Genomic DNA, 24,435 nt, shown 5'->3' with positions numbered 1-24,435 from the left:
TAAGTAATGGAAAAGAAGGAGTGTTTTCCCCCTTCTTTATTTCAACTATTTATTCATTCCTAATGCTTTTAATAAGTCTTGAACCTGTGTTTCTTGTTCTGATAAAAACGAATTAAATTCTTTACCACCTTTATATTCCGTCTGCCAGCCTTGCTTTTCTACTTCTTCTTTCCATTCTTTTGTTTCAACTAATTTTGAAATTGTTTTTTCCCAATATGAGTATGCATCCTTAGACATTTTCTCTGGTCCAAAAACCCCACGCCAAATGATAAACTCAGCATCAACGCCTTGTTCTTTAGCAGTTGGAAACTCAGACAATACATCTCCTTGTAAACGTTCAGGTGATGTTACTGCTAAAACTTTAACTTTACCTGATTTAACAAACTCAAGCGTACTAGAAACATCGGTCGAAATGACATCCGCATTATTACCTAATAATGCTGTAATTGCCTCTGAACCACCATCATAGGAAACATACTTAATTTTCGTAGGATCAATACCGTATTTATAAGCTGGTAGTATTCCGATTAAATGATCCATTGACCCTGGAGCAGATCCCCCAGCTAATGTAATATTCTTCGGATTCTTTTTAATATCTTCTAAAAGTGATTTTAAATCATTATACTTAGAATCAGCCTTAACAACGATTGCACCATAATCCTTTGTTAGCTGAGCTAAAGGCGTACTATTTTTATAGCCATAAGGACTATTTCCCTCTTTTTTCAAGTTGTTAATAATAATAGGAGGTGAGTTTACAAATAATTTTTCATTATTCGCTTTATCCTGTGTAGCATACTCAGCCATGAAAACCGTACCGCCACCGCCTGGTTTATTTTCTACCGTCATAGGTTCTTTAACAAGTTTTGTACCACTTAAAACTTTAGTGAACGATCTTGCTGTTAAATCCCATCCTCCCCCTGCTCCTGATGGTGCTACAACTGAAATTGCCTTATTTGGATAAGATGAGTTACTGCTTCCTGTTGTTACACTACTACTTTTACATGCTGCAAGACTTACAGCGATTAAAGAAGTCATTACAAACAAACTAGTCTTTTTAAATTTCATCTTTAGTTCCTCCCTTTTTTGAAAACGCTTTCTAATACAAGTATTATAATTTAATAATTCTGAAAAAAGTTTTTATGAACGTTAAAGACGTAAAGTCCATTAAAACCATTTTGTTCATAAAAACCACGATAAAGAAGACTCTCCGATTAGCAAGGTTTAGGTGGAAAAAGGGGCGTAGTTGGGAATTTGAACATTGCTTACACATAGTAGGTTTATGAGGAACTTGATTCGCTAGTTTTTGTAATTTACTTCCTCATAACGGGTTCATGAGGAACTTGATTCGCTAATTTTTGAAAGTTACTTCCTCATAACGGGTTTATGAGGAACTTGATACGCTAGTTTTTGTAATTTACTTCCTCATAACGGGTTTATGAGGAACTATTTACGCTAGTTTTTGTAAGTTACTTCCTCATAACGGGTTCATGAGGAACTTGATACGCTGGTTTTTGTAATTTACTTCCTCATAGCGGCATCATGAGGAACTATTTACGCTGGTTTTTGTAATTTACTTCCTCATAACGGGTTCATGAGGTACCATAAACGCTGGTTTTTGTAATTTACTTCCTCATAACGGGTTCATGAGGAACTATAAACGCTAGAACTCGAAATTAACTTACTCATAACGGTTTCATGAGGAACTTGATACGCTGGTTTTTGTAATTTACTTCCTCATAACAGGCTCATGAGGAACCATAAACGCTAGAACTCGAAATTAACTTACTCATAACAAGCTATAATAGAAATTAACCAAGAGACTAAAAAAAACTCATTTCTCGACCAGTCTACAAAAACAAAAAAAGAATACGAGTCTGAAATTATATCAGACTCGTATTCTTTTTTCTTACTTATGAATCCAAACAGCACCAGCTGAATTATCTTTTGCTTCTCCAATTACTTGGAATTTTAAGCCGTAGTTAGGTACTTTTCTTCCTGCATCTGGAATTAAAGTATTTTGGTAACTATTTGAATCATTGAATTCTGTTACACCAGGTAGTCCATCATAGTCAAAGATCCCACGAGATGGCGAATTAATGTAGAATTCAGGTGATTTGTCGTAACTGAAAGCAGCGTCAGCTACTTGGTAACGAGTACTTTGTGATACAGATGGTTTACCATTTAATGTACCAACCATAGCTTCTGGATGAGCATCTACAACACCTAAGAAACCTTCACCAGGGTGAACACCTGTCCAGTTATCTGTGTAGCTATCATCTCCATACCAAACTACTAAACCAGTATTATACTTAACCCCACGAGCATATTCTAATGCTTTATCAGAGCCAGCATAGTTTCTCCACTCTAAGTAGTAGTAGTGATCTTTAAAATCAGTACCATTTGATACAGTTGCTTTGTCTAATGTAAATGCTGGAGTTCCTTCAGCACCATCAGTAAATTTAACTGCACCGTCAATTGTTAATTTTGCTTCGTCGAAAGCAAATCCTTCAGGAGCTAGTCCACCATCAGTTACATATTCAAATTGAACTTTTACGTTTTTGCCTTTGAATGCAGATAAGTCATAAACTTTATCTACCCAAAGTCCTTTAGATGTTTCAAGTCGACCTGCAGTATTTTCATCACCAATCGTATCAATTGTTGCAAGTTTAGCACCAGTTGTTGCATCTAATACATTTACATATACATAATCATAACTATACTCAACTTCATAGTTTGCTTTTACAGCGAAACTAGCATTTGTAGCTGTTGTTAAATTAAATACTGGTGAAGTCATCGTAGTATGGAGGTTATCTCCTTTTGTACTATAGTAATACTTAGCACCAAATTGAGGTTGAATTTTACTTTTTACTTCTTTCTTTGGTAAGTTAACTTTTACTACACCTGGGTTATTAGATTTAGTAACACTTTGGTCAATAAAAGTAGCAATACCTTTTTCGTCAATATCCTTATAATCTACTTCTGTCATATTTGCCCAGTTTCCACCATAAGTTTTTTGGAAGTACTCCTTGTTTTGTGGTGAGAAACTTGTAGGTGTTGTACCAGCGATTGCACCGTTCCAACTACCACCACTCATGATTGACCAAGAAGCAACTGGTTCACCATTTCCAGTGTACCCGGTATCATACTCATCTGGTAATCCTAAATCATGACCGAATTCGTGAGCGAATACACCAACTGCTCCATCTTCTGGCTCAATTGTGTAATCATATGCAGCCATCAATCCGTTCCAATTTGTAGATTTTGATTTTGTTCCTGAGAAAGTAGTTACTCCATTTAAAGTCCAACGATGTGACCAGATCGCATTATCTCCTAATTTACCGCCACCAGCTTCTTGACCAGTTCCAGCATGAAGAACCATTAAGTGATCCACTAATCCGTCAGGCTCATTAATATTTCCATCGCCATCAAGGTCATAAATATCTAGATCATCAAAATCAGCTAAATTAATACCTGAATTAATTGCAGCACGTAGTGATTCTTTAACTAGATCACGAGGACCTTTTGGTGCTAAGTTATCATGTCCACCAGTTGGGCTATCATCGCCATAATCAGCTGCATTACCAGCAACTGTTAACCAGTTTGTAACTGTACCCTTAACAGTATAGCTCCCACCAGATTGCTCTTCATAAAATTGTTTAAATGTTTTTACTTTAGAACCATCGTTTAAAGTAAAATCTTTATCTCCAAAAAGCATATCTTCGTAATGTTTTTTACTAAAATCATCAGTGTACATATACCCAGCTTGTTTATCAATATTGTTATGTTTGAAATCAGCGAATTCAGTTAAAATTACTAATACCTTATCTTCACGAACTCCGCCGTTATAGCTAGCTTGTTTAGCAGAATCAACTTTTACTACACCAGTTGGTTTGCCTTTTTTATAGTTTTCGTGTCCTTTATTTAATTGTGATAAAAGTTGAGCTTTACGTTTTTCTAGTGTTTCTATTTGTTTATCAGCAATTTTTGAATCTGATTGTGCATTAACTTTTTCTTTATATGCACCTTGTTTTTCTTTTATGTATGCTTGTACTTTTTCTTTAGCTACTTCAGCGCTATCAGATTCTTTGATCTCGCCTCTGTCTCTTAAAGCTTTTTCTAATCTTTCTTCATCCACTACGTTTAAATCTAAATAAGGACTTTCTACTAACTGCTTACTTTCAGTAGGAATTGCTGCTTTTGAAGTAACTCCAGTTGAAAAAATGGACATACTTAATGCTGCAGCAAGTGAGACACTCGATAATACCTTCCAGTATGATGGTCTTGCCATAATTCTACACCCCTTTTTCGAATTTTCTAACAATAAGTAAATAGTACAAGCTTGTAGGGGATTGTACAATGAGTAATTATAAATGATTTCTAATAATTCAGTTAATATATTTAATCTAATTTTAATGGGTTTCTAATAATATGAATAGGTAAATATCCCTATTAGTGTGACAAGAAAATACATTTTCTCTTTTTATCAAACAATTTTCGAGGAGTTTATTATGAATTCGACAATTAAGAAAGATTTCTTTTTAAAACCAACTTTACAATTAGCAAAGGAGCTTTTAGGCTGTATATTAGTTCATCGTACTGATGAATTGGAGATTTCTGGAATAATTGTAGAGACCGAGGCATATATGGGCCCAGATGATCGTGCTGCACATAGTTTTCAAAACCGACGTACGAAGCGGACAGAAATTATGTTTCATGAGCCAGGATTCATCTATACTTATCAAATGCACACTCATACTTTAATAAATGTTGTTTGCGGGGAAGTTGGCATACCTAATGCAGTATTAATAAGAGCACTAGAACCTTTGAACGGTATTGAAAAAATGATCGAATTTAGAAAAAATCAGCCGATATCTAATTTAACGAATGGACCAGGTAAGCTTACAAAAGCATTGAATATTACGATGGAATCTTATGGAAAACCGATTTGGCTCCCTCCCGTTTACATCAAAGAAGGAATTAAACCAGAACATATTAGTAGTGGACCTAGAATCGGTATTGAAAATACCGGTGAAGCGAGGGACTATCCATGGAGATTTTGGATTACGGAAAATAAATTTGTTTCAAGATAATAAAAAATACCCAGGCTGTTGACGAATTCTCGCTTTCAAGCAGTCTGGGTCTTCTTAATTTCGGAACCTATTTTTAAATATCATTCATCAGATGAAGAAACTGCATTTTTTATTTGCTCTTCCAATTCCAAACGATATTCTAAAACTTGGTACTTATTCCAACTTAATCGATTCGCCATATAACGAATCACTTCGTCTTTATACTTATTAACTAGACCAATTTGAAAATATAAAAATCCAGTTCTCCTTATAAAAAAGTCGACTGGCTTTACAACCATTTCGTTTTGAATTCCATATTCTAGTTGTAAAAATAATGATAGTGGAAAATTAGAATCATCTTTCAATTCACTAAATGATATATTCATTAAATGTTCTATATTCGATCCATATATTTTACTTAATCTTTTATATTCCGATTCACTTAATCCAATTGCTATACCAGCAGATGAAAATCGTTTTTTAAAATAATTAAAACCTTTTGAGCCCCCAACATCGCCACCGGATATTGGTAAAGTTTTAGTCTGACATACTTTAAATCTATTTTCATTATCTTTTGAAATAAGGTCTACAATTGTCTCCGCCATTTTCCGATAGCCTGTTAACTTTCCCCCAGCTATAGAAATTAAACCAGAAGAAGATTCCCAAATCTCATCCTTTCTTGAGATTTCAGAAGGATCCTTACCTTCTTCAAAAATTAAAGGACGAATGCCAGCCCAACTTGATTCAACGTCAGTATCTTCCAGCTTTATTGTTGGAAACATATACTGAACACAATTTAATATATATTCTCGATCTTCATTACTTACTTTTGGATTAGAGGTATCTCGATTAAAAAATGTATCTGTTGTACCAACATAAGTCTTTCCATCTCTTGGAATTGCAAAGACCATTCGACCGTCCACCGTATCAAAATAGACAGACTGATTTAAAGGAAATTTCTTATGATCAATTACTAAATGAACCCCTTTTGTTAGTCTAAGATTTTTATCACTTTCTAATCGTTCCATTTCCCTAAGCTGGTCAACCCATGGGCCAGTTGCGTTAACAATCCTCTTTGCCCGAATTGTAAAAGGTACTTTCGTTATCAAATCAATTGCTTTGACTCCTACTATTCTATTATTTTCATAGATGAAATCAGTCACTTCTACATAATTGATTGCATGTGCTCCGTGTTCAAATGCTTTTTTTATAACTTCGATTGTAAGGCGAGCATCATCGGTTCGATATTCAACGTAATATCCTCCAGCTTTAAGCCCCTCTCTTTTAACTAATGGCTCCTTTTCTATCGTTTCTTTTCGATTTAACATTTTCTTTCGCTCGTCTTTTTTTACACCCGCTAAGTAGTCATATAATCTAAGGCCAATAGAAGTAGTAAACTTACCAAAAGTTCCACCCTTATATATGGGAAGTAACATCCTTTCAGGTGTAGTCACATGTGGACCATTTTCGTAAACAATTGCACGTTCTTTCCCAACTTCAGCTACCATTTTAAATTCATACTGTTTTAAATATCGTAAACCACCATGAACTAGCTTAGTAGAACGACTAGATGTACCCGATGCAAAATCCTGCATCTCAACTAGGGCCGTACTCATCCCTCTAGTAGTTGCATCAAGTGCAATACCACATCCTGTTATTCCACCACCAATTACTAATAAATCGAACTCTTTTTCAGCTAATGTTTTCTTAATCCTTTTCCTATTTAAACTTGAAAATTGTTCTTCCATTGTAAAACCTCACTTCAACAAATTTTCTAGTTGTCTTAAAAAGCGACACAAAAAGAAATCAATCTAAAATGAAAAAGGACCGCTACAATTACATCTGCATGTAGAAAGGTCCTAGAGTTTCGAATTAAAAAATAATTATGTGGTTTACTTATTTAAATGCTAAAGTGGCATTAACTGCTTTTTTCCAGCCTGAATATAACTCATTACTTAATTCAGTTTTCATTTGTTGTTCAAAGCATCGATCCATTTGCCATTGTCCGGCTATTTCTTCTCGGTTTTTCCAAAATCCAACTGCTAAACCAGCTAAATATGCTGCACCTAAGGCTGTTGTTTCATTTATTAAAGGGCGCTCGACAGGTACATTAAAATAATAGGCCTGTTTTTTCGCGAACAATTGAATCTTAACCGTTCGCTTTCAGTTCCTCACAAATTTCGGCTGTTTGTCTTGATTGCCAAACGATCGCATTATAGATTGGAGCCCCTGTCTGTTTATCCCAAACTACAGTCGTTTCACGTTGGTTAGTAATCCCAATTCCACTAATTTGATCATGACGAATATTTGATTCTGCAAGGCACGTTGCAATGACCGCAAGTACTGAACCCCAAATCTCATTTGCGTTATGCTCTACCCAACCTGGATGTGGAAAATATTGTGTAAACTCTTTTTGAGCTGTATGTACAATCTTACCTTTTTTATCAAACAAAATTGCTCTTGAGCTAGTCGTCCCTTGGTCAAGTGATAAAATATATTTTTCCATCTCAAATGACCTCCTTACTATTATTTTATGTAGGTGTAATTTAAAAATGCGACTTAGTATCTATTTTAAGAGGAATGCTGATTTCCACGCTTTAATCTTAGAAAAGCAGGAACTAGATCAAAGATCAAAGAACTAATAACTGTGAAAGTAGAACGTTGCTTTTTGAATCATTGTTTACTCATATAAGACACAACTAATTATATAAAAAAGCTCCAGAATATTACATTTAATCTTTTAAATACATATTCTATTCGATAATTAATGATTCCTTTCATTCCTCAAGTAATGTATTTGAAATCCTTCATTTATTCTCCCATAAAAAAAACCTACTTAGTTCAGTAGATTTTCTCACTTAAATTCTTTTGTTTTAATTAATTTATTGTAGTTTATCGTTATTTCTTAGGAAATAATGTCGGAAATATACTATATTTTCTTGGGGAAATCACCAAAATACTTTCTTGAGCTACGATAACTTGGCATTTAACTATTTTTTGATGAGGACATAATCGGTAAAGATACTTCAAAACTAGTGCCTTCTCCTTTTTTACTTTGAACTTTGATTTTCCCACCATGTTCTTCAACAATCCATTTTGCAATTGATAATCCAAGTCCAATTCCATTTTTGGATGTACGCGAGACATCTTCTTGGAAGAAACGGTCAAATATTCGAGGAAGGTTTTCTTCTTTTATTCCCACTCCACTATCTATAACCTTAATTAGAAAATTATTTTTCACTTGAATACAGCTAATTTGAATCGTATCATTTTCGTTTGTAAATTTCATTGCATTATCGATTAAAATCACAAGTAATTGGTGAATTCTTTCTTGATCACCAAAATAAAAATACGTATCTTTAATAGACAAAAATATTTCTTTACTTTGAAATGAAATGATTTCAGTGAAGTGTGAAACAACTTCTTCTAACAATTCATTTAAAGAGAATATTTTTTTATTTAATTGTATTTGCCCAGAATCTGATCTAGCTAAGGTTAATAAGCTTGCTACTAGTTTGGATAGACGCCTATTCTCTTTTAACATAATTGAAAAGTCTTGTGCCTTTTCTTCGATTGTTGCGCCTGGCTCTCTAAGCAATAACTCCAAACGTGATTGAATTACGGTTAAAGGAGTTCGTATTTCATGAGAAGCATCTGATACAAACTCTTGTTGTTTTTGCCATGCGTTTGTTATTGGTACGAGTGCACGTCCAGCCAAAATATAACCAGCTACAACTGATAATACACTTCCCAAAACCCAACCAACGATTAATATGATTAATAATGTATCAACTAAATCCTTTTCAGAGTCGATATTACGTAAAATTTGTAAAGTAATTTTCCCTCGATTCGTCTCACCTTGAATTGAGATCGTTCGATAATTCATATCCCCGATTTTATCATTATATAATTCGTTTATTTTTGTAGGATATTTAAGTTCATCTTGTAGAATAATCGCATTCATACCCGGCATGGGATTTACTAATTTTTTATTTTCATCCCACATGATCATTAAAACACGTGGATCTCGATTGGAAATTGGTAAACGATTTGGATTATCACTATTTTGTATGCGATTAATATTCCATAAAAGTGATTGATCAACTTCTTTATATAAACGATTATTTGTATATGAATAAATAATTAAAGAAAGGATTCCAATTATTAAGATAAATACTACTGAATTTATAATCGTTAATCGAATTTTTGTTTTCTTAAACATCTCTTCACCTAGTCATCTTTCATAATATATCCGATTCCTCTGACAGTCTTAATCATACTACCATAATTAAATGGCTCTAGTTTTTTTCGGAGTTGATGTACATATACTTCAACGATCGCAACAGTCGTATCAGAATCAAAACCCCAAATTCTATCAAAAATTTGTTCTTTCATTAAAATCTTGCCTTGGTTTTGAATGAAGTATTCCAGTAGTTCATATTGTTTGATGGTTAAATGAATCGATTCATTATTTATTTCAACAGGATGCTCTTTTCCTTTTAAAATGATTCCTTGATACTTCAATGAACTATCAATTGTTAATTTACCACTTCTTCTAAGTAATGCATAGATTCTTGCTAGTAACTCCGGCCCTTGAAATGGTTTTACTAAATAATCGTCCGCTCCTAAGTTTAATCCTTTAACACGATCTTCAAGTGAATCTTTGGCAGTTAGGAAAAGAACTGGTGTATGTACCCCTACTTTTCTCAAGTCCTTAACAATTTCAAAACCATTTTTCTCAGGCAACATTACATCTAACACAATCACATCATATATGTTTTGCATCGCCATGAAAAAGCCTTCTTCCCCTTCTAACGCCTTATCTACTTTAAAATCATTTGATAATAATACAACGATTGAATTTAAAACTTCTATATGATCTTCTACAACTAAAATTCTCACTTTTTTTGCCTCCATTAGACTAAAAAGAAGCGTTCATCATATAACAACGCTCCCCTTTATTTATTCAAATCGTACTGCTTGAATTGGTCTCATATTTGAAGTTCTACAGGGAATACCCTAAAAAATCACCTAAATTAATAGAGAAAATACAGGTAAATTGAATGCAATAACTTTAATTGAATACAGTTTGTTACACTTATCATACCACCAAATGAGCTAAGTACGAATATTCGATTAAAATTGTAATTGTATCTGTTTCTTGTTCATGTTTACCGATTGTAGCTTGAAGTTTATATAATTCTAATATGTGCGACAACCGTGGTTTTCCTTTAATTGCTGCCTGATGAATCGCTTGGTTGTTGATTGAAAAAAACTCCGCCACCATTTTGTGGGAATCCTCCTCCATTTCGGAAGTTTCTCATCATTTCCGTTCGATTATTATTTTTATAACTTAAATAGCCGATTCCAATTAACGTAAAAATGCCAATTACTAAATTGATAACTAATAAAATAGAAATGACTTTAGGCGAAAACGCACCCATAGTTGAACGATTCTTCAAATTCGTTTTTTGATTTTTTTCTACGAAATTTGATTCCAAATCTTCCATCTTGATTCCACTCCTTAAATTCAATTAATTGAATTATGTAATAGAAACCTTAATTTTTACTTAACACATAATTATTTTTGACTTTTTTAGAATAAAAATCATAAAAAAAACCACCTGTCTAAGATGGTTTTCGATAAATTTTAAGATTAGTTTTTAACTAGATTAGTAATATAACGATTTTGAGGAATTTGTAATCCTAAGTTTCCTCTCAAAGTAGACGATTCATATTCTGTACGATAGATTCCTCGTTCCTGTAATAATGGTATGACTTGTTCCGTAAAATCCTTTAATGCACTTGGAATTGCAGAATAAATCATTAAACCGTCAGCTGCTTCCTGTTCATACCACTCTTGAATTAGATTAGCAATTTTTTCCGGGGTGCCAATAAATGCACTTCTAGGAGTAGCAGCTTGTAATGCTACCTGTCTAAGTGTTAATCCTTTTTCTTTCGCTTCTTTCTTTATTTTATCTGTATTACTCCTAAAACTATTTTTCCCTAAATCACCAATATTTGGGAAAGGTTCATCTAAAGGATATTGAGAAAAGTCATGATGCTCAAAGAAACGACCTAAATAATCCAACGCATTTTCAATACTTGTTAAATTAACAAGATCTAAATATTTTTGCTCTGCTTCCTCTTCGGTTTGACCAACTATTGGAGCAATACCAGGGAAAATAACGATATCATCTTTTGATCTGCCGTATGCTACTGCACGATCCTTTACATCTTTATAAAATTGCTTAGCTTCTTCTATATTATCATGACCAGTAAACACTGCGTCAGCTGCTTTAGCAGCTAATTCCTTACCACTCTCTGAAGATCCAGCTTGAAACACAACTGGTTGACCTTGTTTAGAGCGTCCGATATTAAGAGGACCTTCTACTTGAAAATACTTCCCTTCATAATTTAATCTGTGTAGCTTATTTGGATCAAAAAATACACCTGATTCTTTATCTCGAACAAACGCGTCATCTTCCCAAGAATCCCATAGACCTCTAGTTATTTCTAAGTGCTCTTCTGCAATTTTATATCGATTATCATGTGAAGGGTGACCATTTTTACTATAGTTTTTAGCAGAGCCTTCAAGTGGAGAAGTAACTAAATTCCATCCTGCACGCCCATTACTTATATGATCAATTGACATGAACTGTCTCGCTACAGTATATGGTTCACTATAAGTAGTTGAGAGCGTACCAACTAGGCCTATATTCTTTGTTACTCCTGCTAATGCCGATAAGATGGTAATTGGTTCAAAGCGATTTAAAAAATGTGGTATCGACTTTTCTGTTATATATAATCCATCTGCAATAAAAACTAAATCAAATTTTCCGTTCTCAGCTAATTTCACTTGCTCTTGGTAATAGGAAAAATTTACACTTGCGTCCGTTTGAACCTCTGGATGACGCCAGCCAGACATACTGCCTCCTACTCCATGAACTAGTGCACCAAGCTTTAGTTTTTTTCTTTCTGTCATTTTTTTCCCCTCCATTAATTCGCTAATATTGCCGTATCTTTAATATTAAGTTCGTAGCTCTTAACGAGTATATTTCCATTCATAAACTCATATTGTTTAGCCCGTTTAAACCCTATTTTTTCATATAACTTTATGGCAGATTCCATCATATCTGATGTATGAAGAACAATTCTGTCCGTTCCCCACTCTAATGAAAGATTGCAGCTTGCTTTTATTAATTCTGTCGCAATCCCTAATCCTCTTGCTTTAGGGGAAACACCTATTAAGCGAATAATAGGATAATTAATCTCTAACTCAGGCTTCCCATATGCTTTTTCAGCAGAGTCATAGATAAAACATGCACCTAATAGAACATTATCGACAATCGCAACAAGCTTTGTCTTAGTGTGGCTGTTATCAGTTGCATCAATAATACTATTTTTATAGTTTTCCCATTGTTCTTTTGAAAGAATAGCAGCATATTGTTCATACGCATCGATTAACACTTTTTTTATTTTATCTATTTCATTTGGTTGGGACTCTCTAATAATTAAGCGTTTTGAAGACATAGTTTACCTCCTCTAATTAAACTAAGCTGTATTCATACAAAATACGTTGTATTTGTTTTAAATGAAGATGAACATGTGAAATAAAAGATTTAATTATGTCTTCAACTGTAACGATTGCATTTTGAGGGTTTATTCCGCTCTTCTTCCAATCATCACTTGTTAGTCTTTTAAGCAATTGACTATTGTAATATAAAATAACACGGTATGTTTCTAGTACATCTGCAATATTTCCATCGTTTGCATATTGCCCTGCAATCCATTTATCTTGATCAAAAGCAGGTAATTGAACACTTGATCCAGCTAAAACCTCCCTTAGTCGAAAGTTCACTACAAATGCATGATCTAATAAATGAGTTAGCACTTCTAAAATACTCCACGATCTTTCATTTTTCTTCCAATGCAGTTTCTCTTTTGGAAGATTGAAAGTTTTTTCCGATAGTAAGTCATAAAGTTGCTTAAATTCACTTAATTCAATTGATAAAGTACTCATCTATTTCCTCCTATATTTTGACTACACTTTTTGAAAGTTCATTCAGTATCGTTATAGAAAAATCTGTAAAAAATTTAATACTTAGTGGGATTGCTTTCTCATCAAGATCAAATTTAGGATGATGCCACTCATATTTTCCTGAAGTTCCAAAAAATACGAATAAACCTGGAATATCTTCTAAATAATAGGAAAAATCTTCACTTGCTGCAGATATTGACGGCTCAATTACATGTAAGCTTTGATCAGTTGCTACATCTCTTGCAATTCGTGCTAATTTTTCATCATTAACAACAGGGGGTGGACCAGGTTTCCAAATCGTATGAACATCCGTTCTAAAAGCATCACCAACAGACTTACTAATTTCATTTAATCGATTTTGAATGTTCTGTCTGACTTCCATCTTAAAGGTACGAACTGTCCCACTAAAAACCGCTTTGTCTGCGATCACATTTGATGCTTTCCCACTATGGAATTTTGTTACACTTACAACTGCATTTTCAAGGGGACTAATATTACGGCTCACAATCGATTGAAGGGACGTAATAATATGTGATGCAGTAAGGATTGAATCTAGCCCTGCTTCCGGTACCGCTGCATGGCTAGATTTCCCATTTATTTCAACAGTAAATCCGTCGGCAGCTGCCATTAAAGGACCTGATTTTATCCCAATCGTTCCAACTGTTAAATCAGGTTTATTATGCATACCAATAATCACCTTTGTATCCTTTAATACATTTGTTTTAATAATATCTAATGCACCTTTTCCGATTTCTTCAGCAGGTTGAAATAGAATCTGTACTTTTCCCGGCAGTTCACTTTCAATTTCCTTCAATAAAATGGCTGTACCCAAGATTGCAACTGTATGAAAATCATGTCCACAAGCGTGCATCTTATTTGGATTTTTTGATGAAAAAGGTAATCCTGTTTCCTCCTGAATTGGAAGTGCATCAATGTCCGCCCTAATTGCGATTGTAGGACCTTTTCGATCATCACCGATTTCTGCAACAAGACCAGTTTTTAACGGTAAAGAAAGGATCCGTATGTTATACTCTGTTAAAAGTTGAACAAGTGTGGCTGTTGTTTCATATTCTTCAAACGCTAACTCTGGTATTGCATGTAAACTCCTTCTAATTTGAATTAGCTTTTCAAGTAGCGCATCAGATATCTCAAATTGCATGGTTTTCAACTCCTAAACTGTTAAGTCAAACTGTTATTTCTGTAAAAGCCTCTTTAATTAATTGCAGCGAACGAACTCTTCGTTCAAAATCTGAAATTAATGATGTGAAAATAAATTCATCAATACCGTATTCTTTTTGATATTCAAAAACTCTTTTTTGAAAAGTTTCTTTTGTTCCCTTAAGAACGTCTGCCTCTCGAACTTCTGTAGTATAGGTTTGGCCAGCTTGTTTAGCGTAAATCTCTGCTTGCTCAAGCGTGCCGACATTTACAATTTGCCCATTCCCTAATGTAACTCGCACAGTTTGTAATTGATCTGATAATTTTAGTGCTTCCTCTTCCGTTTCAGTCACAATCGTAGACAAGGCTAAAATAAACTTTGGTTTTCGACTACTTTGTTGATTAAAGGAATTATTATAAGCCTCGATCGCTTCCTTTGCTGCCACTGGGTCATTATTTATGAATAATGCAAATGCATATGGATAGCCCTTTTTAGCTGCAAATTTTGCACTTGATACACTTGTTCCTAATAAAAATAGCGGAACTCTAATCTGTGGTAATGGAGAAGCTTGTAAAGAATCAAACGAACTTACTTCTGAAGCTTCCTGATATAAAAAATTTTCTAGTTCATCAATTTTCTCTTCAAGAGATTGAGGTTCTTTCAAGTTTTTTTGGAGCTCTTGGCTAGATTTTGGAAATCCGCCCGGTGCTCTTCCTATGCCAAGTTCTACTCTATTTGGTGACAAATTAGCTAATACATTAAAGTTTTCTGCTACTTTATACGGGCTATAATGCTGTAGCATTACCCCACCTGAACCAACAGCAATTCGTTCAGTTTTAGCAAGAATATGTGAAACAAGTACTTCTGGAGATGATCCAGCAATTCCTTGTGAATTGTGATGCTCTGATACCCAAAATCGGTTAAATCCTAATCTTTCAGCTTCTTTTGCTAGATTTATAGTGTTTATAAGTACTTCATTTGCAGTTTGACCAGGAAAAACAATACTTTGATCTAAGAATCCATATTTAAGTCCCATATTCTTTCCTCCATTTTTTTAAATATAGTACATGTCTTCCTCTGAAAATCGTTTTAAAAACTGAATTGTTCTTTCTTCTTTAGGTGATTGAAAGATAGCCTTGGGATTCCCTTCTTCAACAATTATGCCGCCGTCCATAAACACAACATGATTAGCAACATCCCTAGCAAATGCCATTTCATGTGTGACGATAATCATTGTAATTCCTTCTTTTGCTATTTTTCGTATAATCGCTAGTACTTCACCTACTAATTCAGGGTCTAAAGCAGAGGTTGGTTCGTCGAATAAAATGACCTCTGGATTTAAAGCAAGGGCCCGAGCAATTCCTACTCTTTGTTGCTGTCCGCCGGATAACTGTAGAGGGTAAGAATCTAACTTGTTTCCTAAGCCTACTTTCTCAAGTAATTCAGCGCTTTTTTTGTATGCTGCTTCCTTAGGCCATTTTTTAGCTACTATTAATCCTTCCATTACATTTTCAACTACTGTTTTATTTTTAAATAAATTAAATTGTTGGAATACCATAGCAGTTTTCTGGCGCAATGAAAGAATTTCAGTTTTTGAAGCTTGACTAAAATCTACTTTAAAATCGTCTATTGTAATTTTTCCTTTATTTGGTTTCTCTAAATAATTTATACAACGAAGTAAAGTTGTTTTTCCTGATCCACTAGGACCTAGAATTGCGACGACTTCTCCTTTATTAACTGTTAAATCTATACCTTTTAACACATGATTTTTTCCAAAGGACTTTGTTACATTCGTTAAAGTAATCATTTCACTCCCCCTCGACTAAAGACGCTAAATCTCTTCTCTAATAAACTTGTCATTCTTTCAATAACTAATGTAATTCCCCAGAAAATTAGTGCGGCTGCAATATATGCCTCAAAAAACTTCCAATTTGTAGAAGCAACAATTTGTGCCTTTGCGTTTATATCTACAACAGAAACAATAAATGCCAAAGTTGATCCATGCAGCATTCCAATAAATGTATTTGATAAATTTGGTAAACTTACAGCGAAGGATTGTGGAAATACAATTCTTCTTAGTGCTTGTGTTGTTGTCATACCAACTGAATAAGCAGCTTCAATTTGTCCTCGATCGATATTTGTAATTCCAGCTCTAACCACTTCAGATAAATACGCACCTGCTGTAATAGAAAAGGAAATAATTGCAAAAGCCGTCATAGGAATTGATGATGAATTAAAAGATAAATGATAATGTTTAGCAAGTGAATCTAATAGCATTGAGATTGAATAATAAATAATTAACAAGTGTGTAATCATCGGCGTTCCTCGAATGATCGTAACGTAACTAGATGCTGCCTGACTCAATATTGGAACGTTATAAATACGAACAATAGCCGTAAAAGTTCCTATTACAAATCCAATAAGGACTGACAAAAAAGTTATGAAAAGTGTAGTTGGAATTGCAGGTAGTATTTGTATAAATGCCTCCCAAATAAATGAGAAATCTAGTTTCATAATCTCGTACCTTCTTTCACAACAACGACATCACGATTCATTTTTCCAAATAAGTTACGGATCCTAAAAGTTTTTTCTTTCTTTTCAACACTTGTTCTTTCATATTTTCCAAATCGGTTTTCTAATAAGATAAATCCTTTTTCAAGAAAGACACTTAAAATAAAATAAACGAGAGCAAGGGCAAGATAGGATTCAATAAAATGACGATTTAGTAAACCTAATGTTTGTGATTGCCCTGTTAACTCCATTACCCCAAGAGTAAATGCTAATGATGTATCTTTTAGTGTTCCTATTAATAAGTTTCCTAAAATAGGGATCCATATTGCGAATGCTTGTGGTGCTATGATTCTCTTAAAAGCCTGATATCCGTCCATTCCAACAGAATAAGCTGCTTCAATTTGCCCTCTATCTACAGCACTAACTGATGCACGAATACCTTCTGAAATAAAAGCTGCACTGTGTAATCCGTATGTTAAAATGACAAAATATAAAACATCAATTCTACTAACATCTACTTCTACTAGTTTTAATAGCTCAGGTACGCCATAATAAATTAAAAATAATTGAATTAAAATAGGAGTTCCCCTAAAAAATGAAACATATATTTGCGAGATTCTTTGAAAAATTGGTACCTTATACATTCTAGGTAAGGCTACAAGTAGACCAACACCCAACCCTACTAAAATAGAACTCCCTACAATGATTAACGAAATCTTTATAAAAGGTAGTAATTTAATAAAATATTCAAAGATCAATCCAGCTTTAAAATCAGCACCCATTCTTTCTCACCCTTTTGGTTTTAGCTTTAATTTTCTGTATAATCAGCACCTAACCACTTTTTGCTTAAGTTAGCAAGTGTTCCGTCAGCTTTTATTTTTAATAGTGCTTCGTCAATTGCATCTGCTAATTTTTGATCTTTTGTATCATTTTTTCTAAAGGCAAATAATACATCAGCCTCGGTTAAAGCTGGCCCTACTGCTTTCAATTCGCCTTTTGGATCAATCAAAGATAAGGTAAAATCTGCAGAGACTGTAGCATCTACACGCCCTGACGTAATTTGTTGTACAGTGTCATTTGCTCCACCATTTTGATAAACAATTTTAATTGCGTTATTATGCTCTTTATTATAATTTTCAAGAATTTGTGCTTCTGCACTTGTAGCTGTTGTTAATACCTTTTTGCCTTTTAAGTCATCAATTGATTGAATTGAATTATTACCTTTTGCAACAACGATTTTATTTTTCCAATGCGCATAAGCTTCTTTGTTAAATAAATACTTCTCTTCCCTCTCTGGATTTTTTTCAATTTCGTGTGCAACAAAATCTATTTTCTTAGTTTCTAGACTTAACAATAAGCTTGAAAATTCATATGTTTTTAAATCAAACTTGTATTCTGGTAATCTTTTATCAACTTCTTTTACAAGTTCAACATCAAAACCAGTTAGATTCCCATTTTTATCGATAAAGCACACATTTGGAAATTGTGTACCAGTACCTACAACAATTCTTTGAACTTTTGAACCAGTAGCTGTTGCTGCCTCTTTATCTTTATTTTTTAAAGCAAATGTAATGATTAAAACAACGACTGCCAAGGATACAAGTGTAATCACAAACTTTTTCATTCTCAATTCCTCATTTCTGATAATTTTTTTAAGGTCTTACTGCTTGCCAAATTAATTCTTCTGATAATTCTTCAGTTGCTTTATTTAGTCTTTCTGTTAATTCATTAGATAATAAAAAATGATTTTGATAATCTCTTATTACCCAATCATCAATTGCATAAACACTAGAAACAAAATGATTTCCCCCAAGAACAGAGAGGACTGGTTTTAATGCATAATCTAAACTAAGTAAATGGGCAATTGTACCACCGATGAAGATAGGAAGCACAACTTTATTTTTCAAACCATTCTGGGGAATTAAGTCTAAAAATATTTTTAATAAACCTGAATATGAGGCCTTATAGACAGGTCCAGCAATAACACCCCCGATTGAATTCTCAATTTTATTAAGGGCTTCTTTAATTTCTTCATTATTAAAATCGCTCTTAATTAAAGCTTCCGCTTGTAAATCCCCAATATTTACTTGGCATACTTTAACACCTTCTTTGGTCCATTTTTCTTTTACAAATTGGAGTATGCCATTCAATCTTGAGTTTGGTGACGAACTAGCTGAAATAATGACGATTTCCTTCAATGATTTCCCTCCTCATCTCTTAAAACCAATATTTCTTATTGGTTAACTAGGAATTAATTGTTATAAACTTTATCACTGACAGAATATTTAGTCAACGTAATTTCCAATAGAAGTTTTCTATCGTTTAATTAAATATTTGAATTAGCTCATTAATTTTATTGATCCTTTCAGTACGATCTAGTTGATTGTCAAATGTAGATGCCCCCAATTGTTATATCCTTATAAAAAAAAAGAGTTGGCTATTTCACCAACTCTTTGCTTAAATCAACTATTTCATTCATTAAATCTGTATACTCTCCACGATTGCAGAAAATATTTGTTTGAAGAAAGATTCCCTTTGTTTCTTCAATATGTATTGGAAATAGTATTCCTTCTTTAACTTCTTTTTTGACACTGATACTAGGCAAGAAAGCAATTCCAAATTGTTCTATTAGAAGTTTTTTTGCCATCTCCGAACTATCAGTATGAATCCTAATATTTGGAGGAGCCTCTAGATTTTCAAATAATCGATGAATTCTCAGCCAATCCAAAGAACCACATTCAAAGAAAATAAGATTTTCCTGAGCGATATCTTGAATTGTGATTGATTTTTTTGAAATAAATGGATGATCTTTATAAACATAAAGTGTAATTGGATCATCAAATAATTTAATTGATTGAAAGCTAGGGTGACTAGTTTTCCGAACAAAACCTATATCAATTTCATTATTTAACACTTTATCCATTAATTCATCACTCTTACCTGTAATAACTTTATAATGTAAATCTTCATTACTTACCGAAAGTTTTGGCAAAATTTCTGAAATAACATAATTTGAAACCGAAACAGTACAGCCAATTTTCAATTCATTATTATGGGATTTTTTTTGATTAATGTGCATCTTCCCTTTTTCGTATATATGAACTAATTGTTGAGCATACGGTAAGAAGCGTTTACCCTCTTCTGTAATATTAACTTGTTTACCGGAACGGTGAAAAAACTGACAATTTAATTCTCTTTCTAACGATTGAATTCTAGCTGTAACAGTTGGTTGTGATAGAAAAAGTGATTCTGCAGCTTTGTTAAAGCTACCATAGTGAATTACATGGATAAACGCTTCTATATTTTCAATATTAATTTCTTTCACATCCTTAAAAAACAGTTTAGTTTATTCATTTAATATTCATCTTTATTCAATTCGGAGGATACTATCTTACTATTCATTTTTTAAAATATTATCATTAATAAAGTCTATTAGAATATGTTATTTTTATATTTTAATCATTACATATTCTTTGAAGCTTCATAAAATCCTTTTTTATATACTACATTCTGAACAATTTTAGTTGATGATTCAGTTTTCTTAAATAGAAACTTTGATGTACATAATTATATATAACTATTCAAGATGATTAAAAGAAAACCCAAGTTCTTATATAGAACTAGGGCTAACTAGTAGGAGCAGACTCCCTGTTTTATTAATATAAGTCGATAAATTAGTTTTTAAAATTATTAATAGATAAGCATAATAAGGACAAAAAATAGTGGAACTTTAATTAGTTAATATTAAATAAAAATTTACGATAATTTAACTTTTCGAACTACTTGGATTTTGACGTGTTTAGGTATATCACCTTTAATCGTCACTTCTCCATTGGATAAAGGAATTTTTGCACCCCATCCATTTTTGAATTTTTTAATTTTTACACGAAGTAATCTTATTTCCACCTGACCTAATCCAGATTTGTTTTTCACTTCTAATTCTGGTGTTTTTGCATTACCAATATTATGTAGAAGTAGTTTTACTCTGATTAGAGGTTCTTCATCGCTTTTTACGATTACATATGCGTTTCCTTGTTCATCCTCTTTAAATTGGTCGTAGGTTACTGAAAAACCTTTTGTACTTAAGTAAATTTCTCCATCATCATTTACTTTGTAAACTGGTGAAAACATATGTCTCTTCTCCTTGCCGTATATTCTTAATTATGTAAAATAAAGAAAACTTCGATTGACAAGCCTTTTAGGCGAAGTCAGACGTAGTGCAATTGCCTACTCCGCTCGCGTACTCATCATCATAGTGAAATAAAAAATTGACGATGAAATAATTGGGATTATTTTTACGTCAATTCTAATATTAGTATGGCTTAACTATTAAAAAATGTTCTTTCCAATATTTAATATGTTTTAAATATTAATCTTAGTACATCAGACACATTATTCTAGTTTATTAAAAATTATTATAAAATGCAATTTTAAAACTCTGAAGTTAATAGCTAATTTTTGGAAATTTTCGTTTAAATTAAAGCCATTATTTTACATTAAAACTTAGTTCTAAAACATAGAATTTAATGAATAAATATGCTATTGTTCTAATGAATTATTTAAAAATTTAAAATCAAATATTCTATTTTGAATTTTGTTTAAAATTAGGAAATTAATAAAAAGGAAGAAGGAACGTCAGTTGATTTACAGTAAACAAGATGTGCTACACAATGAATCCCAGAGCATTAAAAATGGAGCTGCATCTACAATCGCAATCAGTTTATCAAATAACTATTTTATATTGTTTGCTATTGCAATTTTAGGTGCTACCAATTATCAAGTTGGTTTAATTTCTTCCTTACCTTCAATCGTCGGAATGGCCGCGATGCTCCCAGCTGCTTTTATGGTTAATAAGCTAGAAGAAAAAAGAAAATTCACTGCCTACTCCATTTTCTTTACACGTTTTTTTCTATTAATAATGGTTTTTCTTCCATTTGTTAAATCAGAGCATATCGCATGGTTTTTTGTTATTTTAATTGCATTAATGAATTTTCCAGGTACATTTCTAAATTTAAGCTGGCAAGCATTTATTGGTGATTTAATTCCAGCAGATCGTCGAAACACATTTTTTGGCAACCGAAATAGAATATTAACCTTTACAGGAATGATTGTAACGCTTGTAGCAGGAATATGTATGAAATCCATCAGCCCAAAAAGTGCCCTTCCATATCAATTACTTTTTTTATTCGCGTTTATATTCGGAATGATTGAGTTCTTTTATATATTGAAACATAAAGAGGAGAAGCAAAAAATTGAAATTTCAAATCATTATTCTCCTTTTTCAAAACATCTTTTTCAGTATAAACCCTATATCTCATTTTTAGTTTGTGCGCTATTTTTTAACTTCGCATGGCAAATGGCATGGTCTTTATTTTCGATCTATCAAATAAGATTTGCTCATGCAACTGCTTTCTGGATTAGTTTATTTACTGTAAGCAACCAACTATCGCAAATCGTTAGTTTTCGTTGGTGGGCAAAGATGGCTAATCGTTATAGTAATACTCAATTATTAATTTGGATTTCAATCGGAATGGCATCTGCACCTATTTTAAATATTTTATCAACAAATTATGTATACCTATTTATCGTAAACTTTACATCAGGATTTTTTGTATCTGGTACAGTTTTAATACTTTTTAATAGCTTACTAGAAGCTACAGAAGAAGAACATCGCACTTCCTATATTGCCAATTATAATTTCTTACTTTCAATCGTTGCCTTCATCGCTCCACAATTTGGTGTTTTTTTACTTGAATCATTCAGTATGAATATTGCCATGATTATTTCAACGATATTCAGAGGATTGGCGGGAGTATTCTTTGGCGTGATGGCCTATAAAATGGCACATTCAAAACAATTAGATTATAAGCAAAATAAAATATCTCTGTAGATAAATCTAAAGGAGTACAAACTATTGAACTCCTTTTAGAATTTTAGATGATAGAACGGTTTTATATTATTAACAAATTTTAGTAATTGTTTATTCAAAAGTAGATAAAAATAGATAAGAGCTAATTTTTAGAAAAACAAGTTCAAACGATTATTTAAAACGTTGATGTTTGATTTTAATTGACCTTAAACTGATTAATAAAGAACTGTTAGGTTACTCTAAGTAAAGGCTATTTTATTAGGATTTATTGCATACTTTTTTTGATGAATAAGTTGATTGGAACGAAGGGGTGCTCGTACAATATGGACAAGTTCCACATGCTACAGTAAATGGAATTACAACTCGGTCCCCTTTTTTTAGATTAGTAACACCCGGGCCAATTTCTTCGCTATTCCCATTGGCTCATGACCAATAATATAGCCTTCTTTTATTGGAAAATTGCCTTGATAAAGATGTAGGTCAGATCCACAAATTGCTGTTGAAGTAATTTTAATAATGACATCTTCTTTATCCTGAATTTTTGGGTCATCTACTTAAATGTTTTTACATTATAATGCCCTTGATAAGTAACCGCCCGCATAGTCCCCTTCTAATTTAGGTCATTTTTATATCGTTACCTTAAGGAGTATAAATATGTAATTATTACTAAAAAAGTAAAACAAAAAAGTGCCCCTTTACAGACTCAAATTAAACATCTTACTCAATGCCCTTTTTATAGGCAACAGAATGACTATAAAATCATACTTTAATTAATATGATATTTATTTAATTGACCTTATTAGATGTTACTGATTTTTTTTAGTAAAATTAGCTATTCTTGAAGATTCAAATCCAAATGAATTTGTTACTATTAAAATTAGTACGATTTAGGAAAGGATATTGATATGACTATAGATTATCGTTTTTATGAGAGTCCAACAGATCTTGATTTGCAGTTTGATTTTTGGAATAAGATGACCGAATCTCTACCATATGCTTGGAAAGCAACTTTATCTCCAAAATTATTTGAACAACAATCTGAATTTAATGAAAAATCTAGATGCTTTGCTTTTAACGGAGATCAGCTTGTAGGATATATGAGTTTTTCTGGTAAAGGAGAGTTTGTTTCATTAGGTTATCCATGGGTATTACCTGAATATGAGGATACAGTCCGGGATGAATTGTTTGAAAGAGTTTATCAATTTGCTGTTAGCGAGGAATACGGTGGAAAACTATTTGCACAGCGATTTAGAGGACAGTGGTCAAAACAAATAGACTATTTCTTATCAAAAGGCTTCAACATTACCAATCGTACACAAATAGTTGGTGCGTATTATCCACTTCTTATAAAAACAATTCAAAGTATTCCTGGATTTTCGTATGAGATAAAGGATCAATTTCAATTTAATGTTTGGAAAGATTTAAAAATGAAGCAACAAATTCTTACGAACGAACAAGTTGCCATGATGAGTGAGTATTATAGCTCAATTGAATTTGATTATGCAGTTGAATGTAAGAAAGAAAATCAAGTCATTGCCTATTTTGGTATGACAATACGACCAGATACTGGGTATTCAGAAATATTAGCTGTTGCTTATACTGACGCAGCTATACCTTATTTTTATGATATAATGTCGATCATCCATAATGAAAACATCAATCGAAAAGTTACAGCAGTTACAATCACTAAATCACAAATTCCTAAAAGTGTATTACAAGAAAAACTTGGCTTTACTCCATTAACTGAAGATGTAATGATGCACAAGCGACAGGGATAAGTGAAAAA

22 protein-coding genes and 2 pseudogenes are annotated in these 24,435 nt (G+C 32.8%); 3 read left to right on the top strand and 21 right to left on the bottom strand.

The features are described 5' to 3' along the window. Positions 1-45: 45 nt before the first annotated feature. A complete protein-coding gene (locus ACFVRR_RS20465) occupies positions 46-1,065 on the bottom strand; it encodes a Bug family tripartite tricarboxylate transporter substrate binding protein (RefSeq protein WP_387332229.1) in 1,020 nt (339 codons plus the stop codon). An 841-nt stretch (positions 1,066-1,906) separates the two neighbouring features. Further along, a complete protein-coding gene (locus tag ACFVRR_RS20460; RefSeq protein WP_387332227.1) occupies positions 1,907-4,288 on the bottom strand; it encodes an immune inhibitor A domain-containing protein in 2,382 nt (793 codons plus the stop codon). A 220-nt stretch (positions 4,289-4,508) separates the two neighbouring features. On the opposite strand from ACFVRR_RS20460, the gene ACFVRR_RS20455 reads away from it, so the two are divergent. Next, complete coding sequence (locus ACFVRR_RS20455) at positions 4,509-5,090, top strand: DNA-3-methyladenine glycosylase (protein WP_387332225.1); 582 nt, start codon at positions 4,509-4,511, stop codon at positions 5,088-5,090. A gap of 80 nt (positions 5,091-5,170) precedes the next feature. Here ACFVRR_RS20455 and ACFVRR_RS20450 read toward each other — a convergent pair whose 3' ends face one another. The 18 genes and pseudogenes from ACFVRR_RS20450 to ACFVRR_RS20365 all read right to left on the bottom strand — a co-directional run bounded on the left by ACFVRR_RS20450 (position 5,171) and on the right by ACFVRR_RS20365 (position 20,911). After that, positions 5,171-6,817, bottom strand: coding sequence for a glycerol-3-phosphate dehydrogenase/oxidase (locus ACFVRR_RS20450; RefSeq protein WP_387332223.1), 1,647 nt, complete (start codon positions 6,815-6,817; stop codon positions 5,171-5,173). Between the two features lie 148 nt (positions 6,818-6,965). Continuing rightward, positions 6,966-7,211 (bottom strand): hypothetical protein, encoded by a 246-nt coding sequence (locus tag ACFVRR_RS20445; RefSeq protein WP_387332221.1) that lies wholly within the window; start codon positions 7,209-7,211, stop codon positions 6,966-6,968. Between the two features lie 10 nt (positions 7,212-7,221). After that, a pseudogene (locus ACFVRR_RS20440) lies at positions 7,222-7,575 on the bottom strand (FGGY family carbohydrate kinase); the annotation flags it as partial. 480 nt (positions 7,576-8,055) lie between these two features. After that, positions 8,056-9,291 carry a sensor histidine kinase gene (locus ACFVRR_RS20435; RefSeq protein WP_387332219.1) on the bottom strand — a complete coding sequence of 412 codons (1,236 nt, stop codon included), beginning with the start codon at positions 9,289-9,291 and terminating at the stop codon, positions 8,056-8,058. Positions 9,292-9,299: 8 nt separating this feature from the next. Beyond that, positions 9,300-9,971 (bottom strand): response regulator transcription factor, encoded by a 672-nt coding sequence (locus ACFVRR_RS20430; RefSeq protein WP_387332217.1) that lies wholly within the window; start codon positions 9,969-9,971, stop codon positions 9,300-9,302. Positions 9,972-10,300: 329 nt separating this feature from the next. Further along, positions 10,301-10,579 carry a hypothetical protein gene (locus ACFVRR_RS20425; protein WP_387332215.1) on the bottom strand — a complete coding sequence of 93 codons (279 nt, stop codon included), beginning with the start codon at positions 10,577-10,579 and terminating at the stop codon, positions 10,301-10,303. A 146-nt stretch (positions 10,580-10,725) separates the two neighbouring features. Then, positions 10,726-12,054, bottom strand: a complete 1,329-nt coding sequence (locus tag ACFVRR_RS20420) for an LLM class flavin-dependent oxidoreductase (RefSeq protein ID WP_387332213.1) — start codon at positions 12,052-12,054, stop codon at positions 10,726-10,728. Positions 12,055-12,068: 14 nt separating this feature from the next. Continuing rightward, on the bottom strand, positions 12,069-12,602 hold the full coding sequence (locus tag ACFVRR_RS20415; protein WP_387332211.1) for a GNAT family N-acetyltransferase: 534 nt from the start codon (positions 12,600-12,602) through the stop codon (positions 12,069-12,071). A gap of 16 nt (positions 12,603-12,618) precedes the next feature. Then, positions 12,619-13,092, bottom strand: coding sequence for a DinB family protein (locus tag ACFVRR_RS20410; protein ID WP_387332209.1), 474 nt, complete (start codon positions 13,090-13,092; stop codon positions 12,619-12,621). Positions 13,093-13,102: 10 nt separating this feature from the next. After that, positions 13,103-14,269: an amidohydrolase gene (locus tag ACFVRR_RS20405; RefSeq protein ID WP_387332207.1), complete on the bottom strand. Its 1,167-nt coding sequence runs from the start codon at positions 14,267-14,269 to the stop codon at positions 13,103-13,105. A gap of 25 nt (positions 14,270-14,294) precedes the next feature. Continuing rightward, positions 14,295-15,305: an LLM class flavin-dependent oxidoreductase gene (locus ACFVRR_RS20400; RefSeq protein WP_387332205.1), complete on the bottom strand. Its 1,011-nt coding sequence runs from the start codon at positions 15,303-15,305 to the stop codon at positions 14,295-14,297. 18 nt (positions 15,306-15,323) lie between these two features. Further along, positions 15,324-16,076 (bottom strand): amino acid ABC transporter ATP-binding protein, encoded by a 753-nt coding sequence (locus ACFVRR_RS20395; protein WP_387332203.1) that lies wholly within the window; start codon positions 16,074-16,076, stop codon positions 15,324-15,326. After that, positions 16,073-16,783: an amino acid ABC transporter permease gene (locus ACFVRR_RS20390; RefSeq protein ID WP_387332201.1), complete on the bottom strand. Its 711-nt coding sequence runs from the start codon at positions 16,781-16,783 to the stop codon at positions 16,073-16,075. The genes ACFVRR_RS20395 and ACFVRR_RS20390 overlap by 4 nt, the downstream gene beginning before the upstream one ends. After that, positions 16,780-17,562: an amino acid ABC transporter permease gene (locus ACFVRR_RS20385; RefSeq protein ID WP_387332199.1), complete on the bottom strand. Its 783-nt coding sequence runs from the start codon at positions 17,560-17,562 to the stop codon at positions 16,780-16,782. The genes ACFVRR_RS20390 and ACFVRR_RS20385 overlap by 4 nt, the downstream gene beginning before the upstream one ends. 26 nt (positions 17,563-17,588) lie before the next feature. Further along, positions 17,589-18,404, bottom strand: a complete 816-nt coding sequence (locus tag ACFVRR_RS20380; RefSeq protein WP_387332197.1) for a transporter substrate-binding domain-containing protein — start codon at positions 18,402-18,404, stop codon at positions 17,589-17,591. Positions 18,405-18,432: 28 nt separating this feature from the next. Next, positions 18,433-18,978: an NADPH-dependent FMN reductase gene (gene ssuE / locus ACFVRR_RS20375; protein ID WP_387332195.1), complete on the bottom strand. Its 546-nt coding sequence runs from the start codon at positions 18,976-18,978 to the stop codon at positions 18,433-18,435. Between the two features lie 239 nt (positions 18,979-19,217). After that, positions 19,218-20,105, bottom strand: coding sequence for a LysR family transcriptional regulator (locus ACFVRR_RS20370; RefSeq protein WP_387332193.1), 888 nt, complete (start codon positions 20,103-20,105; stop codon positions 19,218-19,220). A gap of 431 nt (positions 20,106-20,536) precedes the next feature. After that, the gene (locus ACFVRR_RS20365) at positions 20,537-20,911 is read right to left on the bottom strand and encodes a hypothetical protein (protein ID WP_387332191.1); all 375 of its coding nucleotides are present in this window, start codon (positions 20,909-20,911) and stop codon (positions 20,537-20,539) included. A gap of 508 nt (positions 20,912-21,419) precedes the next feature. On the opposite strand from ACFVRR_RS20365, the gene ACFVRR_RS20360 reads away from it, so the two are divergent. Further along, entirely contained in the window at positions 21,420-22,670 is a 1,251-nt protein-coding gene (locus ACFVRR_RS20360; RefSeq protein ID WP_176522546.1) for an MFS transporter, read from the top strand. 297 nt (positions 22,671-22,967) lie between these two features. Here the strand turns inward: ACFVRR_RS20360 and ACFVRR_RS20355 are convergent. Next, positions 22,968-23,250, bottom strand: a pseudogene (locus ACFVRR_RS20355) (alcohol dehydrogenase catalytic domain-containing protein); the annotation flags it as partial. A 304-nt stretch (positions 23,251-23,554) separates the two neighbouring features. On the opposite strand from ACFVRR_RS20355, the gene ACFVRR_RS20350 reads away from it, so the two are divergent. After that, positions 23,555-24,427, top strand: coding sequence for a hypothetical protein (locus tag ACFVRR_RS20350; protein ID WP_387332189.1), 873 nt, complete (start codon positions 23,555-23,557; stop codon positions 24,425-24,427). Positions 24,428-24,435: the final 8 nt, after the last annotated feature.

Source organism: Gottfriedia sp. NPDC057948 (assembly GCF_042887255.1).
Taxonomy (GTDB): Bacteria; Bacillota; Bacilli; order Bacillales; family Bacillaceae_G; genus Gottfriedia.
Note: the sequence above shows the minus strand (reverse complement) of the source record. Positions and strands in the feature narration are given on the sequence as shown.

Excerpts from the sequence above, each read along its gene's own strand:
- ACFVRR_RS20465 (WP_387332229.1), bottom strand. The coding sequence starts at position 1,065 with ATGAAATTTAAAAAGACTAGTTTGTTTGTAATGACTTCTTTAATCGCT.
- ACFVRR_RS20460 (WP_387332227.1), bottom strand. The coding sequence starts at position 4,288 with ATGGCAAGACCATCATACTGGAAGGTATTATCGAGTGTCTCACTTGCT.
- ACFVRR_RS20455 (WP_387332225.1), top strand. The coding sequence starts at position 4,509 with ATGAATTCGACAATTAAGAAAGATTTCTTTTTAAAACCAACTTTACAA.
- ACFVRR_RS20450 (WP_387332223.1), bottom strand. The coding sequence starts at position 6,817 with ATGGAAGAACAATTTTCAAGTTTAAATAGGAAAAGGATTAAGAAAACA.
- ACFVRR_RS20435 (WP_387332219.1), bottom strand. The coding sequence starts at position 9,291 with ATGTTTAAGAAAACAAAAATTCGATTAACGATTATAAATTCAGTAGTA.
- ACFVRR_RS20425 (WP_387332215.1), bottom strand. The coding sequence starts at position 10,579 with ATGGAAGATTTGGAATCAAATTTCGTAGAAAAAAATCAAAAAACGAAT.
- ACFVRR_RS20420 (WP_387332213.1), bottom strand. The coding sequence starts at position 12,054 with ATGACAGAAAGAAAAAAACTAAAGCTTGGTGCACTAGTTCATGGAGTA.
- ACFVRR_RS20415 (WP_387332211.1), bottom strand. The coding sequence starts at position 12,602 with ATGTCTTCAAAACGCTTAATTATTAGAGAGTCCCAACCAAATGAAATA.
- ACFVRR_RS20410 (WP_387332209.1), bottom strand. The coding sequence starts at position 13,092 with ATGAGTACTTTATCAATTGAATTAAGTGAATTTAAGCAACTTTATGAC.
- ACFVRR_RS20405 (WP_387332207.1), bottom strand. The coding sequence starts at position 14,269 with ATGCAATTTGAGATATCTGATGCGCTACTTGAAAAGCTAATTCAAATT.
- ACFVRR_RS20400 (WP_387332205.1), bottom strand. The coding sequence starts at position 15,305 with ATGGGACTTAAATATGGATTCTTAGATCAAAGTATTGTTTTTCCTGGT.
- ACFVRR_RS20395 (WP_387332203.1), bottom strand. The coding sequence starts at position 16,076 with ATGATTACTTTAACGAATGTAACAAAGTCCTTTGGAAAAAATCATGTG.
- ACFVRR_RS20390 (WP_387332201.1), bottom strand. The coding sequence starts at position 16,783 with ATGAAACTAGATTTCTCATTTATTTGGGAGGCATTTATACAAATACTA.
- ACFVRR_RS20385 (WP_387332199.1), bottom strand. The coding sequence starts at position 17,562 with ATGGGTGCTGATTTTAAAGCTGGATTGATCTTTGAATATTTTATTAAA.
- ACFVRR_RS20380 (WP_387332197.1), bottom strand. The coding sequence starts at position 18,404 with ATGAAAAAGTTTGTGATTACACTTGTATCCTTGGCAGTCGTTGTTTTA.
- ACFVRR_RS20365 (WP_387332191.1), bottom strand. The coding sequence starts at position 20,911 with ATGTTTTCACCAGTTTACAAAGTAAATGATGATGGAGAAATTTACTTA.
- ACFVRR_RS20350 (WP_387332189.1), top strand. The coding sequence starts at position 23,555 with ATGACTATAGATTATCGTTTTTATGAGAGTCCAACAGATCTTGATTTG.